This window comes from Methylophilus sp. TWE2 (assembly GCF_001183865.1).
In the GTDB taxonomy this organism is placed as follows: Bacteria; Pseudomonadota; Gammaproteobacteria; order Burkholderiales; family Methylophilaceae; genus Methylophilus.
In genome coordinates, this window is record NZ_CP012020.1 from 1,896,895 (window position 1) to 1,910,919 (window position 14,025).

Consider the following 14,025-nt stretch of genomic DNA (forward strand, 5'->3'; position numbering starts at 1 on the left):
TACTTAAAGTACATGAGCATTTCGAGCACTGCGCAACAACGCAATTCGCCCGCGCAGCCATTGATTTAAAGCAAGATGCCATAAGGCCAGTTTTGGCGTACAACCTGCGCCGGCATCAACTGCAATACATGCAATGCAAATTCCATGTCACTCACCTTAAGCGCGCGTAATGCATGCGCTCTTAATAATGTCTGCAATGCCTTACCAAACATCGGCGGATCCAGCATCTCACCCTCAAACTTGATCGCCCCACCCAGCAAGGCATCCGCTTCAATCGCTGCTTTCAGGATGGCCACTTTCTGGTTAATTTCAGTCGGTGAAGGGGTATATGCGGTTTTACACAAGTGGATATGGCCCGGATGAATCACCTGCTTGCCGGTGAGGCCCATGGCCGCCTCCTGGCAAGCGTGCTTGTACACCACACGCGACTCGTTATCGCCATGCAAATCCAGCCAGCGGCGCACATCGTGCGGCTCAACAAATTTATCGGGCATGATATTGCTGCCGATCAGTGTTTCCACGCCGCCGATCACGCCTTTACCGGCAATCCTCGCCTCAAAAATCAGCTGGTTGATAAAGTAGAACAACTCTTCAATCCAGTGCTCTGGCGTAATATGGATACCCAGCGCTTTGGAAAAATCGTGGATACCAAACACCACATGCTTCACAGTGTCGTATTGCATTAAATCCGGCGCAATCTTGAGCGACTTCGGGTGCTCAATAATCGGCTGTATGGTGATATGCGGATTGATACTGAGTAAAAAGCTGGATAAATCACGCACTTCCGCAGCACCGTAGGACTCACCCGCCTTTGCCAGCATGACGACGTCGATATACTCGCCCATGTCACGCACCAGTTTCATGTCTTCTTCGTACTCATCGGTACGGAAAGAGTTGGCACGGATGGCGATGGTGACGCGTTCATTCACCTTGCGTAGCTTGGGTAGCTCCTGGCGCAGCAAGGTACGGCTCATTTCTTTTTGCCGGCAGCCATCTTCCAGGTCAAAAATCAGCGTATGCGCATTGGTAAAGTGCGCATGCTTGACCATGCGGTTGGCTGCCTGCTCCATATCCTCATAAATGCCCAGACTAGGCGCATATTTCACCGGCGGGTAATACAGCTGTATGCCTGGCCAGTAATCTCCCAACGCCCTGGCATCCAGCGCAATTGGTTCCTCTCCCATATGCTGACTCATGCTGCTTCCTGTTCTGCCGAAGGTCGGCTGGCTCTTAGTTTTTCAAGAATGATGCTGGATTGCGCCATGCCAGGTTGTGGATTGACGCCCTGAACCAGATCCCAGAACACGTTATCGGGCAACTCAAGCAAGGCATCCAGCTGTTCCATTTCAGCCAGTGTCAGCCCGCTAAAATGCTCACTGACAAACCGTTGCAAGACGATATCCAGCTCCAGCATGCCCCGACGGCAACGCCATGCCAGGCGCCGTTGCTCTGCTTCACGTAAAATTTCAGCATTTAACATCGTCCACTCCTATAACACCTTGATACCAAATATTTTCTTACCGGGTTTGGCTTCGCTGTGCGCTTTGGCTTTTTCAATCTTGAGGTCTTTAATCGCTGCAATGGCCGCGTTTGGATTCAGTTTTTTCGGGCAAACATCCGTACAGTTCATGATGTTGTGGCAACGGTATAAACGGTATGGGTCTTCCAGATTTTCCAGGCGCGCGTCCTGTTCCTGATCACGGCTATCGGCAATAAACCGGTAAGCCTGCATGAGGCCGGCCGGGCCGACAAACTTGTCCGGGTTCCACCAGAAACTGGGGCAGGAAGTCGTGCAGGCACCGCACAAAATGCACTCATACAAGCCATCAAGCTTGGCCCGGTCCTCAGGGCTTTGTAAACGCTCAGTGTCTGGCGGCGTGTCATGGTTTTGCAGGTACGGCATCACTGAGTGGTAGTTATCGAAGAACTGTGTCATGTCGACGACCAGATCACGGATTACAGGCAGGCCGGGCATGGGTCGCAGCACTACAGGCTCTTGCAACTCGCTCAATTTTGTAATGCAGGCCAGTCCATTTTTACCATTGATGTTCATGGCGTCACTGCCACACACGCCTTCACGGCATGACTTACGCATACTCAGCGTTTCGTCCAGCTCTTTAATGCGCATCAGGGCGTCCAGCAGCATTTGGTCGCTGTCTTCCAACTGGACATCGTAGTCCTGCATATAAGGCTTTTTATCCACGTCGGGATTGAATCGGTAAATTGAGAAAAGCATATCAATACACCCTTTTTTTCAATTCAAATGGTTCTACCGTCAGCGGTTTCAAACGCACGGGTTTGTAAGCCAGCTTTTGTTCATTGGCAAAATACAGCGAATGACTGAGCCATTGGGCATCATCGCGCTCAGGATAATCTTCACGTGCATGGGCACCACGGCTTTCCTGGCGGGCATTAGCTGCTTCCATAGTGGCGAGCGCAACCTGCATCAGGTTATCCAGCTCCAGTGCTTCGACACGGGCCGTATTAAAGACTTTGCTTTTATCGGTAATTCTTAAGTGCTGGGCGCGCTGGGCGACTTGTTTGATCGCATCAACACCGCCTTCCAGCAGATCAGGAAAGCGGAACACACCGCAGTGTTTTTGCATGGTTTGGCGCATGGCCAGACCCACTTCTGCCACCTTCTCCCCCTCGCTCGCACTTTCCAAGCGGTCCACACGCGCCAGCGTGGCATCCGCCACATTGGCTGGTAATGGCTTATGTGCTTGATTGGCAGCGATGTCTGCCGCCATTTTGTCACCGGCAGCTTTGCCAAAAACCACTAAGTCCAGCAGAGAATTAGAGCCCAGACGATTCGCGCCGTGGACAGAGACGCAAGCACATTCGCCGACGGCATACAGCCCATTCACTACGCGCTCAGATTGGCCATCGTGCACCACTACCTGACCATCCAGATTGGTCGGGATGCCGCCCATCATGTAATGTGCCGTAGGCACCACAGGGATCGGGTCATTCGTCGGATCCACACCGGCAAAGGTTTTGGCGATTTCACGGATACCAGGCAAGCGCTTGCTGATAATGTCTTCACCGAGGTGATCCAGTTTGAGGTAGACCGCATCTTTGTGTTTGCCTATGCCGCGGCCTTCTTTAATCTCAGTCGCCATGGCACGGGATACGACATCGCGGCTTGCTAGGTCTTTGGCACTGGGCGCGTAGCGCTCCATAAAGCGCTCGCCGTCACTGTTGACCAGGTAACCGCCTTCACCGCGTACGCCTTCGGTAATCAATACGCCAGCATTCAATACGCCGGTCGGGTGAAACTGCCAAAACTCCATGTCCTGCAAAGGCAAGCCTGCGCGTGCCGCCATACCAAGGCCATCCCCGGTATTGATATACGCATTGGTACTGGCCTGGAAAATACGCCCACCGCCGCCCGTCGCCAGCATGGTGGCCTTCGCGTGGATGACGTGGATATCACCGGTTTCAATTTCGAGCGCAATCACGCCCAAAACATCGCCATCAGCATCCCGAATCAAATCGAGTGCGAACCATTCAATCAGAAACTGGGTATTGGCTTTAACATTGCGCTGGTAAAGCGTATGCAACATGGCATGACCGGTACGGTCAGCCACGGCACAGGTACGGGAGATCGGGGTTTCACCAAAATTGCGTGTCATACCGCCAAAGGGGCGCTGGAAAATACGGCCATTTTCCAGGCGGTCAAACGGCATGCCAAAATGCTCCAGCTCGATAATCGCCTTGGCTGCATTGCGGCACATAAACTCAATCGCATCCTGGTCGCCCAGGTAGTCCGAGCCTTTGATGGTGTCGTACATATGCCATAACCAGCTGTCATCGGAGACATTGCCGAGCGCGGCTGCAATCCCGCCTTGTGCCGCCACCGTGTGTGAACGGGTGGGGAACACTTTGGAAAGTACGGCCACATCGGCACCGGATTCCGCCAGCTGCAGTGCAGCACGCAAGCCTGCCCCGCCGCCGCCGACAATAACGGCATCTACCTGATGATGCTGTAGTTTGCCTGCACCTGTCATATTAGAATCAGCCATGCTAGTCACCTTAAAAATCCATCCCAAATAAAATCCATACCACAGCTAACCCATTGCCCCACACGGCGAGATTCACCAGCCATTGCAGCACTGCGCGAATACCCAAATGTGGCACATAATCCCTGAACACATCGCGGACACCTAACCACGCATGCAGCAACATGCACACAAAAAACCAAGCCGTGAGCAGTCGCCACCAAAATGGCGCAAACAATGCCTGCCACTCACTGAAACTCTGTGGCGACAACCACATCATCCTCAACCAAAACAGCAGCAAAACCAGCGCCATAGACAGTGCGCACAACCGCTGGGTCAACCAGCGTCGCATCCCGGGATATTTGGCCGTTAGTAACTCAAACAACATGCTGGCCTCTCTACCAAATCGCCCAGATCACAAACAACATGGTCACCGCAACCATCCACAAGACCACCCGGCTGGAAAAACGGGCTTTCTGCAAGGTGGTCATCCAGTGCACATCCATGGCCAGATGGCGAATCCCGGCATAAAAATGGTGGAAAAAAGCCGCTGCCAGCACAGTCACCAGCAACTTCACCGGCCATTGCTGAAACTGTGTCACGACCCTGGCGTAACCCTGAGCGCTGGAAAGAGACAAATACAACGACCATAGCAACAGTGGCTGGATCAGGAACAGCAACACGCCGCTGGCGCGGTGCATAATCGACACCACGGCGTTCACCGGTAACCGGATCGTGAATAAATCCAGATTCTTCGGGCGCTGTTTCTTTTGCTTCTTAACAATCATGCCGGCTCACTCACCTGCTTTGGCGGCACGCGCAACTGCACCACCCACGTATTCCATCAAACGCGGATCAAATGGCTTGGGGATGATGTAGTCTTTGCCAAAAGACAATGACGTCAGTTGATAAGCTTCCAGCACTTGTGGCGGCACGGGCTCGCGCGCCAACTGGCTCAGTGCTTGCGCCGCAGCTACCTTCATCTGCTCGGTAATCTGTTTTGCCTGCGCGTCTAGCGCACCACGGAACAGGTAAGGGAAACACAAGGCATTATTCACCTGGTTAGGAAAATCACTACGGCCGGTGGCCATAATTGCATCATCCCGCAAGGCAAACACCTGGCTAGGCAATATTTCAGGATCAGGATTGGCCAAGGCAAAAATCACTGGTTTAGCTGCCATGGTGGCGACCAACTCGGGCGGCAAGCCATTTTTGGCAGACACGCCAATAAACACATCAGCGCCCTGCATAGCTTCTGCGAGTGTTTTCACCTTGCCAGCTTCAATCGCCAACTCACGGTTATTGTCATGCAAATCGTCACGGTCGCTATCCAGCACACCTTTGCGATCGACCATGGTGATATTGGTCGCGCCCATTAACTTGAGCAATTTTGCACAGGAGCAACCCGCCGCACCCGCGCCTAAAAACACAATCTTGGCGCGGGGCAACGTTTTGCCTTGGAGATCGAGTGCATTTAATAAAGCAGCTGCCACAATAACGGCCGTGCCATGCTGGTCGTCATGGAAAACAGGAATATCCAGGCGTTTCTTTAATTCATTTTCAATATAGAAACAGTGCGGAGCGGCAATATCTTCCAGGTTAATGCCGCCAAACGTAGGCGCAATATTGACCACGGTCTGGATAAATTCATCCGGTGTCGCGGCATTGACTTCAATATCAAACACATCAATATCGGCAAAACGCTTAAACAACACACCCTTGCCCTCCATGACTGGCTTGCCTGCCAAGGCGCCCACATTTCCCAACCCCAACACGGCGGTGCCATCGGTAATGACCGCGATCAGGTTACCTTTATTGGTGTACTTATAAGCATTGGCCGGATCCGCTTCAATTTCGAGCACAGGTGCCGCAACCCCAGGCGTGTAGGCCAACGATAAATCCTGCTGTGTCGCACAAGGCTTGGACGACTCCACGCTCAGCTTCCCAGGCTTGGGAAACTGGTGGTAATCCAGCGCGCGTTGCTTTAAATCGTCCATTCATCAACCTCTTTCTTCAATGATGCAGTTACCTTGCACCTACAAGACCGTTCAAAACACATTTTGGCTAGGTGGATGATCGCAGCCATTACAACCAGTACAGCCCGCGATATCCAACTTGCGAAAATGCGCTTTCAAAAGTCACGCCCTTTATTCAGAATGATTCAAAACTTCAGTAGCAAGGCGAATGAGCGAAGACAGTGCGAGTCGCACGGCAAGCGAAATTCAACGCCGCTAATGAAGATTTTTCAATCATTCCAATTCACTCATATAGTGGTGGTCGTCCGTCAGACACAACCCCAAGCGCCACTCCATCGGTTTATCGCCATAAGTAAACGACACACGTTCTATGCTCAACAGTGGGTAGCCTTCTTTCAAACCCAGCGCCTTGGCGACTTCCGCGTCAGCAGCCACCGCCTTGATACGTTCTTCCGCGCGTATCATGCGGATACCGAACTGCGACTCATACATGCTGTACATGGAGCCATTGCTCTCCTCCACCTTGGCACGGTTCAATCCTTTGAAGGGTGCGGCTGGCACAATGATGTGGTCATAAATTAAGGGGCGACCGGAAAACGTCAATAACCGCTTCACATCTATCGTCGTCGCGCCCGCTTTCATTTCCAGCACCTTACCAATATGCACACTGGCCTTGCTTTTAACGCAGGAAAGAAACTCGTTCTGCAGCATTTCTTTCTGGCCATTTTCTGCGGTCAGGCGCAAGAAGCGCAGCTTGACGTCATCCTGGTTATGCGTCGCAACAAAAGTACCCTTACCCTGGCGGCGGATCAGGATATTTTCTGTGGCAAGGCTATCAATCGCCTTGCGCACCGTGCCCTGGCTGACCTTATATCTTTGCGCAAGATCAATCTCACTCGGAATCATATCTCCTGGACGCCACTCCCCACCAATCAGGCTTTGCGTGATCAACACCTTAATCTGGTCATACAGCGGCCGGTAACTTGGTGACCCTAACTGCTTATCCATAGATTCGACTCCGTTCATGATTCGCATTATTTATTCGCATCTGTGTAAGTTTTTTAATTTATATCACAGCGCTTTTTTGTTGTCCACTATTTTATATCTTATATAAGACATAAGATATTTGTTGACAGAGTTTTTTTATTCATGAATAATGAATCTAATTTCTTGCCGTAACAAAGGAAACCCTATGTCATATGCACTCAGACCAAGGCGCTCGATGCTATATGTTCCCGGTTGCAATCAGCACTACCTGGAACGCGCACGCACACTCGCAGCGGACTCCGTCATCCTTGACCTGGGCGACCCCATTTTGGTCGACGCCAAGATTCAGTCACGCCAAAATGTAGTCAATGCAGTCAAACAAGGCGGCTACGGTAAAAGAGAAGTGGTTGTACGTGTGAATGACCTGCATTCCATTTGGGGCCATGACGATATTCAGGCCGTGGCGAACATTGGTGCCGATGCCATTCTGTTCCCTAATATAGAATCGCGCGAAGATGTGTTGCAGGCACAACAGTTACTGGATGAGGCCGGCGGCAAAAATGTCCCCATGATGGTCATGATAGAAAGTCCGCTCGCGGTATTGAATGCCAAGGAAATTGCCGCTGCATCAGAGCGCGTGATCTGTATGGTGATGGCGACCTCTGACCTGATTTCGCAATTGCATGCCCGCGTCACCCATGAACGCTCCGCGATCCTGACCTCTTTATCACTGGTGATCCTGGCAGCACGCGCTTATGGCAAAGGCGTGATTGATGGCATCACCTCCGACTTCAAGAATATGCATTCGTTTGAATACGCCTGCCGTCTGGGGCGTGATATTGGCATGGATGGCAAATCACTGGTGCATCCGGCTCAAATTGCTTATTGCAACGATGCCTACACACCTCAACGTGCTGAGGTTGAGCATGCCAGGTTGATCATCAAGGCCCTGAAAGAGGCAAACGAGGCCGGGCGTGGCACGGTCGTGGTCAATGACAAGCTGGTAGAGCATCACCATATCAAAGCGGCACAACGGCTGATACAGTTGGCAGAAGCCATCAGCGAACTGGAAGAAGAATTTATTTAACCATCATGACACTATTGAGACGCCACACAGGAGGACACCATGCAGACTAAGATTCATGCAGGACGTTTCTTCGAGGACTTCAAGCTACACGAAATGATCCAGCATGCCACGCCGCGCACAATCACCGCAGGCGATTGCTCGCTGTATATCGCATTGACTGGCGCACGTAATCCGTTGCACTGTAGCGAGCCACTGGCGCAAGCCTTAGGCTATCGCACCACACCGGTGGATGACCTGCTGGCGTTTCATATTGCGTTTGGCAAAACCGTGCCAGATATCTCGGTCAATGCTGTGGCCAACCTGGGTTATGCAGATGTTCGGTTTATCCAGCCCGTTTACGTGGGCGATACACTCACCACTTCTAGCGAGGTCATTGGGCTGAAACAGAACTCTAACGGCAAAAGTGGCGTCGTCTGGGTACGCTCTACCACAGTCAACCAGCAACAGCAACCTGTGCTCAGCTGGATTCGCTGGGTCATGGTGCACAAGAAAAATCTGGATACATCAGCACCAGAAACTGTCATTCCCGAGTTACCAGAGTTTGTGAGCACTGAATCATTAGCCATCCCCGCCAACTTTAAGCTAGATAGCAGCCTGGCTAAGGCCACAGGTGGCCAATACTGGTGGGATGACTACGAAGTGGGTGAATGCATGCGTCATCCGTCCGGCCTGACGATTAATGAAAGTGACCATACCATGGCCACACATTTATACCAGAACAATGCGCGCCTGCATTTTGATGCTCACCTCATGCAAAGTACACCGCAAGGCCAGTGTCTAGTATACGGCGGAGTGGTCATCTCGGCCTGCCGTGCGCTGAGCTACGAAGGCCTGGAAAACGCGATTGCGATTGTGGCCATTAATGGTGGCACCCATGCCAACCCGAGTTACTCAGGTGACACCATTTATTGCATGACCAAGGTACTGGACAAATGGTCCCTGCCTCACCAGGAGCTGGGCGCACTACGTTTACGTATGGTGGGCGTCAAAAATATGCCACCTGCTACCCTTGAGAACATCAAAACCACGCAGGGCTACCACCCGCATGTGGTACTTGATCTTGACTATACCGTTCTTATTCCACGCAAAGGAAACTAAACATGGCTGTTCATCCAAACCAAGCTCTTTTTGGCGGTGAGAAACCGTTTCCGGTCATTCCAGCTTGCGAGCATTTTGCCGGCAGCGAAAAACTGATACTGAAAGCCCTGTCCCTGCAAGATCCAGCCACGCCTAATGGTGTAGGCCCGGTATTTGATATTACCTGTGATTGCGAAGACGGTGCGGCCAGTGGCCAGGAGCAGGCCCATGCCGAGATGATCGTACGTGTGCTGAATTCTGAAGCCAACAAATACAGGATGGCCGGAGCGCGTATTCACGACTACACCCACCCGCACTGGAAAAAGGATATTGATATCCTGGTCAGTGGCGCAGGCGAGGTGCTCAGCTATCTCACTATTCCCAAATGTACCGATATCGCGCAAGCACGGGAGATGATCACCTATATTCAGCAGGTGGCGAAACAGCATGGCATTCGTCGTGAAATTCCGGTCCATATCCTGATTGAAACCCATGGTGCCCTGAGACAGGTACATGAAATTGCGCAACTGCCCTGGCTGCAGGTGTTGGACTTTGGCCTGATGGACTTTGTCAGTGCCCATCACGGCGCCATCCCGGCCACAGCGATGCGTAGTCCAGGCCAGTTCGACCACCGTTTGCTGGCGCGCGCCAAAACCGAAGTGGTTTCAGCAGCACTGGCCAATGGCGTGGTCCCCGCGCACAACGTTACTCTGGACCTGAAAAACGTGGAAGTCACTTACAGTGATGCCTCACGCGCACGCAATGAGTTTGGCTTTATGCGCATGTGGAGTATCTACCCCACCCAGATTCAGGCCATCGTCGATGCCATGAAACCAAACTATGACGAAGTGACCGATGCCGCCAATATTCTGCTGGCAGCACAGGCCGCTGACTGGGGTCCGATCCAATATGCAGGTGAATTACATGATCGTGCGACCTACCGTTACTTCTGGGAAGTGTTACAAAAAGCCAAGCAAACGGGTGTGACCATGCCAGAAGATGCGGAACACGCATTCTTTTAATACTCAGCCACAGAGATCATAGAGCGCACAGAGAAAATCCGAGATGTTTTTTATTCCGCTTAATGGACCTCTCTGTGCCCCCTGAGCTCTCTGTGGTAAAAAAATAAGGGTTTAACTATGCAACAAATCACTACAGCAGGTGCACGTTTCCGCGCAGCGCTGGCAGCCGAAAAGCCGCTACAAATCATAGGCGCGATTAATGCCTACCATGCCATGCTGGCCACCCAATCCGGGTTTAAGGCCATCTATCTGTCTGGTGGCGGTGTCGCTGCGGGTTCTTTAGGTCTGCCTGATCTCGGCATTTCTGGTCTGGAAGATGTGCTGGTAGATGTCCGCCGTATTACTGATGCTGTGGATACCCCATTGCTGGTCGATATTGATACCGGCTTTGGCGGCGCATTCAACATTTCGCGCACCATTAAAAGTGTCGCCAAGGCTGGCGCAGCCGCCGTGCATATTGAAGACCAGGTCAGTGCCAAACGCTGTGGCCACCGCCCCAACAAGGCAATTGTCAGCCTGGACGAAATGGTAGACCGCGTCAAAGCGGCGGTGGATGCCAAACCTTATGATGATTTTGTCGTCATGGCTCGCACCGATGCACTGGCGGTAGAGGGTTTGCAATCCGCCATCGACCGCGCCTGTGCCTGTGTGGAAGCCGGGGCCGACATGATTTTTCCGGAAGCGATGACGGAATTAGGCATGTATAGGCAGTTTGTAGATGCCGTCAAAGTCCCCGTATTGGCGAATATCACCGAATTCGGTTCTACGCCTTTGTTTACGGTAGAGGAGTTGGCCACCGCTGGCGTAGGCATGGTGCTGTATCCATTGTCTGCATTCCGTGCCATGAACCAGGCCGCACTCAAGGTCTATCAGGGGGTGCGCAAGGATGGCACCCAGAAGAATGTTTTAGACCTGATGCAGACACGTGCCGATTTGTATGAGCACCTGGGCTATCACGCTTTTGAACAGAAACTAGACGCGCTTTATAAGAAATAGATTCGTAACTACAAGATTGAGTGATTTAAGGAGGTTTTTATGAATACCACCACTGATCCCACTATTCCTGCCACCGACGCCCCCAAACGCAAAAAAGGCGTGGCGCTGGCAGGCGTGGCTGCGGGCACCACGGCCATCTGTACCGTGGGGCATAGCGGTAATGACCTGCATTACCGTGGTTACGATATCATCGAGCTGGCTAAACATGCCACATTCGAAGAAGTCGCTTATTTGCTGATACACGGCGAGCTGCCCACCCAACCACAACTCACCGCTTATCATCAAAAGCTCAAAAAGCTACGCGGCCTGCCCAGTGCACTTAAAGCCGTACTGGAACAGATTCCAGCCAATGCGCATCCCATGGATGTGATGCGCACGGGTTGCTCAATGTTGGGGACACTGGAACCAGAATCCGTTGACCGTAATATCGCGGGCGCACAGGCATTAGGTGACCGCCTGATTGCCTGTTTTGGCTCCATCCTCATTTACTGGTACCACTTTAGCCACCGCGGTGTCCGTATTGAGGTGGAAACCGACGATGACTCTATCGCGGCACATTTCCTGCATATCCTGCATGGCAAAAAACCTTCCGAGTTGCATATCAAGGCCATGAACACCTCACTGGTGTTGTATGCCGAACATGAGTTCAATGCCTCCACCTTCACCTCCCGTGTGATTGCGGGGACTTTGTCGGATCTATATTCGTGTATCACCGGTGCCATCGGCGCCCTGCGCGGCCCCAAACATGGCGGCGCCAACGAGGCGGCCATGGAAATTATCGAGCGTTACCAGAATCCCGATGAAGCTGAGGCAGATATCAAGGCCCGCATGGCACGCAAGGAAATCATTATTGGCTTTGGTCACCCGGTCTATACGATTGCGGACCCCCGTAATGAATCCATTAAAGCCGTCAGCAAGTCACTCTGTGAAGATGCCGGCAATATGAAGTTGTTCGATATCTCGGCCCGCATTGAAGAAATCATGTGGAACGAGAAAAAAATGTTTCCTAATCTGGACTGGTACAGCGCATCCAGCTATCACATGATGGGCATTCCTACAGGCATGTTCACGCCGATTTTTGTGATTTCACGCACTACCGGCTGGGTTGCGCATGCCATAGAGCAGCGCATCGACAATAAGATTATTCGTCCGAATGCAGAATACAACGGCCCAGATAACCGGCCATTTGTGGCTTTGAAAAAACGTTAATTTTTTGCCACAGAGGACACAGAGAGCACAGAGAAAATCCTGCTTTTGACCTCCTCTGTACACTCTGTGTCCTCTGTGGCTTCATTTTTTTATTTGAAAGAATCTATTATGTCCTCCCATATTTCTAACGTCCGCCCTGACCCCGACCAGGTGATTGTGGATATTGCAAATTACGTAGCAGATTTTGAAATCAAGTCCGATGAGGCTTATGACACGGCTCGAAACTGCCTGATGGATACCTTGGGCTGCGGTTTCGAGGCCTTGGATTATCCAGCCTGCACCAAATTACTGGGGCCAGTCATTGCCGGTACCATCGTGCCCAATGGCGCCAAAGTACCTGGCACCTCTTACCAGCTGGACCCAATCCTGGCGGCCTTTAACATCGGCGCCATAATTCGCTGGCTGGACTTTAACGATACTTGGCTGGCAGCAGAATGGGGACACCCTTCTGACAACCTGGGTGGTATCCTGGCCTCGGCCGACTATATTTCGCGTAAAAACGTTGCTGAAGGCAAGGCACCGCTGACCATGAAAGATGTGCTGACAGCGATGATCAAGGCACATGAAATTCAAGGCGTGCTTGCTCTGGAAAACAGCTTTAACCGTGTCGGCCTGGACCACGTCATCCTGGTTAAAATAGCTTCAACCGCTGTCGTCACCAAATTACTTGGAGGCAATAAACAAGACATCATTAATGCCGTGTCTAATGCGTTTGTCGATGGCCAAAGTTTACGTACCTACCGTCATAGCCCCAACACTGGCTCACGTAAGTCCTGGGCTGCGGGTGACGCGACTTCTCGCGCTGTGCGCCTGGCATGGATGACCTTGCAAGGTGAAATGGGCTATCCCAGTGCACTGACCGCTAAAACCTGGGGCTTTTATGATGTCCTGTTCAAGGGTAATGCCTTCAAGTTTCAGCGCCCTTATGGCAGTTACGTCATGGAACAGGTACTTTTTAAAATCTCCTTCCCTGCTGAGTTCCATGCCCAAACCGCTGTTGAATGTGCATTCCAGCTGAATAAAGAGGTTGGCAACCGTCTGCAATCACTCGACGACATCGCTAATATTGAGAAGATTGTCATTACTACTCACGAATCAGCGATCCGTATTATCGATAAAACCGGCCCCATGAACAATCCGGCTGACCGCGATCACTGTATTCAATACATGGCTGCTGTCGGCTTGCTCAAAGGCAGCCTGACTGCGTTGGATTATGAGGATGAAGCGGCTGCAGATCCACGCATTGATGCTTTGCGCGATAAAATGACTTGTGTGGAGAAAGCAGAATACACGCGTGATTACCTTGATCCGGAAAAACGCTCCATTGCTAATGCCATCCAGATCTTCTTTAAAGATGGTACGCAATCTAGCAACATCGCAGTGGAATACCCGATTGGTCATCGCCGCCGCCGCGGAGAAGGCATCCCGGAGCTGGTGAAAAAATTCAAGGTCAATCTGGCACGGCGCTTTGATACAACGAAGCAGGCGGAGATTCTGGCTTTATGCCAGGATCAAGCTAAACTTGAAGCCACAGCAGTCAACCAGTTTGTCGATATGCTGACCGTCTAAAAACATACAACTAGACGGCATTCGAGGGGGCGCATTCAAGCGCCCTTTTGATTGGGTTGAATCTTGATCAAGCCATTTTTGATCATAAAAAAAAGCGACCC

The 14,025-nt window shown here is 51.7% G+C and carries 14 protein-coding genes; 6 read left to right on the top strand and 8 right to left on the bottom strand.

From position 1 onward, the window contains the following. Window positions 1–65: 65 nt before the first annotated feature. The 8 genes from ACJ67_RS09105 to ACJ67_RS09140 all read right to left on the bottom strand — a co-directional run bounded on the left by ACJ67_RS09105 (window position 66) and on the right by ACJ67_RS09140 (window position 6,985). The gene (locus tag ACJ67_RS09105; RefSeq protein ID WP_018984989.1) at window positions 66–1,196 is read right to left on the bottom strand and encodes a CoA ester lyase; all 1,131 of its coding nucleotides are present in this window, start codon (window positions 1,194–1,196) and stop codon (window positions 66–68) included. Then, the gene (locus tag ACJ67_RS09110) at window positions 1,193–1,480 is read right to left on the bottom strand and encodes a succinate dehydrogenase assembly factor 2 (RefSeq protein ID WP_049638796.1); all 288 of its coding nucleotides are present in this window, start codon (window positions 1,478–1,480) and stop codon (window positions 1,193–1,195) included. Before ACJ67_RS09110 ends, ACJ67_RS09105 begins: the two co-directional genes overlap by 4 nt. Window positions 1,481–1,489: 9 nt before the next feature. Further along, entirely contained in the window at window positions 1,490–2,236 is a 747-nt protein-coding gene (locus tag ACJ67_RS09115; RefSeq protein ID WP_049638797.1) for a succinate dehydrogenase iron-sulfur subunit, read from the bottom strand. A gap of 1 nt (window position 2,237) precedes the next feature. Further along, complete coding sequence (sdhA, locus tag ACJ67_RS09120) at window positions 2,238–4,025, bottom strand: succinate dehydrogenase flavoprotein subunit (RefSeq protein ID WP_049638798.1); 1,788 nt, start codon at window positions 4,023–4,025, stop codon at window positions 2,238–2,240. Between the two features lie 10 nt (window positions 4,026–4,035). Continuing rightward, window positions 4,036–4,389, bottom strand: a complete 354-nt coding sequence (sdhD, locus tag ACJ67_RS09125) for a succinate dehydrogenase, hydrophobic membrane anchor protein (protein WP_049638799.1) — start codon at window positions 4,387–4,389, stop codon at window positions 4,036–4,038. A 10-nt stretch (window positions 4,390–4,399) separates the two neighbouring features. Further along, entirely contained in the window at window positions 4,400–4,789 is a 390-nt protein-coding gene (gene sdhC / locus ACJ67_RS09130; protein WP_049638800.1) for a succinate dehydrogenase, cytochrome b556 subunit, read from the bottom strand. Between the two features lie 6 nt (window positions 4,790–4,795). After that, entirely contained in the window at window positions 4,796–5,998 is a 1,203-nt protein-coding gene (locus ACJ67_RS09135) for a malic enzyme-like NAD(P)-binding protein (RefSeq protein ID WP_049638801.1), read from the bottom strand. Between the two features lie 252 nt (window positions 5,999–6,250). Continuing rightward, complete coding sequence (locus ACJ67_RS09140; RefSeq protein ID WP_018984982.1) at window positions 6,251–6,985, bottom strand: GntR family transcriptional regulator; 735 nt, start codon at window positions 6,983–6,985, stop codon at window positions 6,251–6,253. 184 nt (window positions 6,986–7,169) lie between these two features. On the opposite strand from ACJ67_RS09140, the gene ACJ67_RS09145 reads away from it, so the two are divergent. From ACJ67_RS09145 to ACJ67_RS09170, 6 genes are all read left to right on the top strand, one after another. After that, window positions 7,170–8,051, top strand: coding sequence for a CoA ester lyase (locus tag ACJ67_RS09145; RefSeq protein WP_197080594.1), 882 nt, complete (start codon window positions 7,170–7,172; stop codon window positions 8,049–8,051). Between the two features lie 39 nt (window positions 8,052–8,090). Next, entirely contained in the window at window positions 8,091–9,149 is a 1,059-nt protein-coding gene (locus tag ACJ67_RS09150; RefSeq protein ID WP_049638803.1) for a MaoC family dehydratase, read from the top strand. A 2-nt stretch (window positions 9,150–9,151) separates the two neighbouring features. Next, a complete protein-coding gene (locus ACJ67_RS09155; protein WP_049638804.1) occupies window positions 9,152–10,150 on the top strand; it encodes a CoA ester lyase in 999 nt (332 codons plus the stop codon). A 117-nt stretch (window positions 10,151–10,267) separates the two neighbouring features. After that, a complete protein-coding gene (gene prpB, locus ACJ67_RS09160; RefSeq protein WP_049638805.1) occupies window positions 10,268–11,146 on the top strand; it encodes a methylisocitrate lyase in 879 nt (292 codons plus the stop codon). A gap of 39 nt (window positions 11,147–11,185) precedes the next feature. Then, window positions 11,186–12,355 (top strand): 2-methylcitrate synthase, encoded by a 1,170-nt coding sequence (gene prpC / locus ACJ67_RS09165; RefSeq protein WP_049638806.1) that lies wholly within the window; start codon window positions 11,186–11,188, stop codon window positions 12,353–12,355. A 108-nt stretch (window positions 12,356–12,463) separates the two neighbouring features. Continuing rightward, a complete protein-coding gene (locus ACJ67_RS09170; RefSeq protein WP_049638807.1) occupies window positions 12,464–13,924 on the top strand; it encodes a bifunctional 2-methylcitrate dehydratase/aconitate hydratase in 1,461 nt (486 codons plus the stop codon). The last annotated feature ends 101 nt before the right edge of the window (window positions 13,925–14,025 follow it).

What these genes read in the sequence shown, in the direction of transcription:
- ACJ67_RS09105 (WP_018984989.1), bottom strand. Translation starts at nt 1,196, where the DNA reads ATGAGTCAGCATATGGGAGAGGAACCAATTGCGCTGGATGCCAGGGCG.
- ACJ67_RS09110 (WP_049638796.1), bottom strand. Translation starts at nt 1,480, where the DNA reads ATGTTAAATGCTGAAATTTTACGTGAAGCAGAGCAACGGCGCCTGGCA.
- ACJ67_RS09115 (WP_049638797.1), bottom strand. Translation starts at nt 2,236, where the DNA reads ATGCTTTTCTCAATTTACCGATTCAATCCCGACGTGGATAAAAAGCCT.
- sdhA (WP_049638798.1), bottom strand. Translation starts at nt 4,025, where the DNA reads ATGGCTGATTCTAATATGACAGGTGCAGGCAAACTACAGCATCATCAG.
- sdhD (WP_049638799.1), bottom strand. Translation starts at nt 4,389, where the DNA reads ATGTTGTTTGAGTTACTAACGGCCAAATATCCCGGGATGCGACGCTGG.
- sdhC (WP_049638800.1), bottom strand. Translation starts at nt 4,789, where the DNA reads ATGATTGTTAAGAAGCAAAAGAAACAGCGCCCGAAGAATCTGGATTTA.
- ACJ67_RS09135 (WP_049638801.1), bottom strand. Translation starts at nt 5,998, where the DNA reads ATGGACGATTTAAAGCAACGCGCGCTGGATTACCACCAGTTTCCCAAG.
- ACJ67_RS09140 (WP_018984982.1), bottom strand. Translation starts at nt 6,985, where the DNA reads ATGGATAAGCAGTTAGGGTCACCAAGTTACCGGCCGCTGTATGACCAG.
- ACJ67_RS09145 (WP_197080594.1), top strand. Translation starts at nt 7,170, where the DNA reads ATGTCATATGCACTCAGACCAAGGCGCTCGATGCTATATGTTCCCGGT.
- ACJ67_RS09150 (WP_049638803.1), top strand. Translation starts at nt 8,091, where the DNA reads ATGCAGACTAAGATTCATGCAGGACGTTTCTTCGAGGACTTCAAGCTA.
- ACJ67_RS09155 (WP_049638804.1), top strand. Translation starts at nt 9,152, where the DNA reads ATGGCTGTTCATCCAAACCAAGCTCTTTTTGGCGGTGAGAAACCGTTT.
- prpB (WP_049638805.1), top strand. Translation starts at nt 10,268, where the DNA reads ATGCAACAAATCACTACAGCAGGTGCACGTTTCCGCGCAGCGCTGGCA.
- prpC (WP_049638806.1), top strand. Translation starts at nt 11,186, where the DNA reads ATGAATACCACCACTGATCCCACTATTCCTGCCACCGACGCCCCCAAA.
- ACJ67_RS09170 (WP_049638807.1), top strand. Translation starts at nt 12,464, where the DNA reads ATGTCCTCCCATATTTCTAACGTCCGCCCTGACCCCGACCAGGTGATT.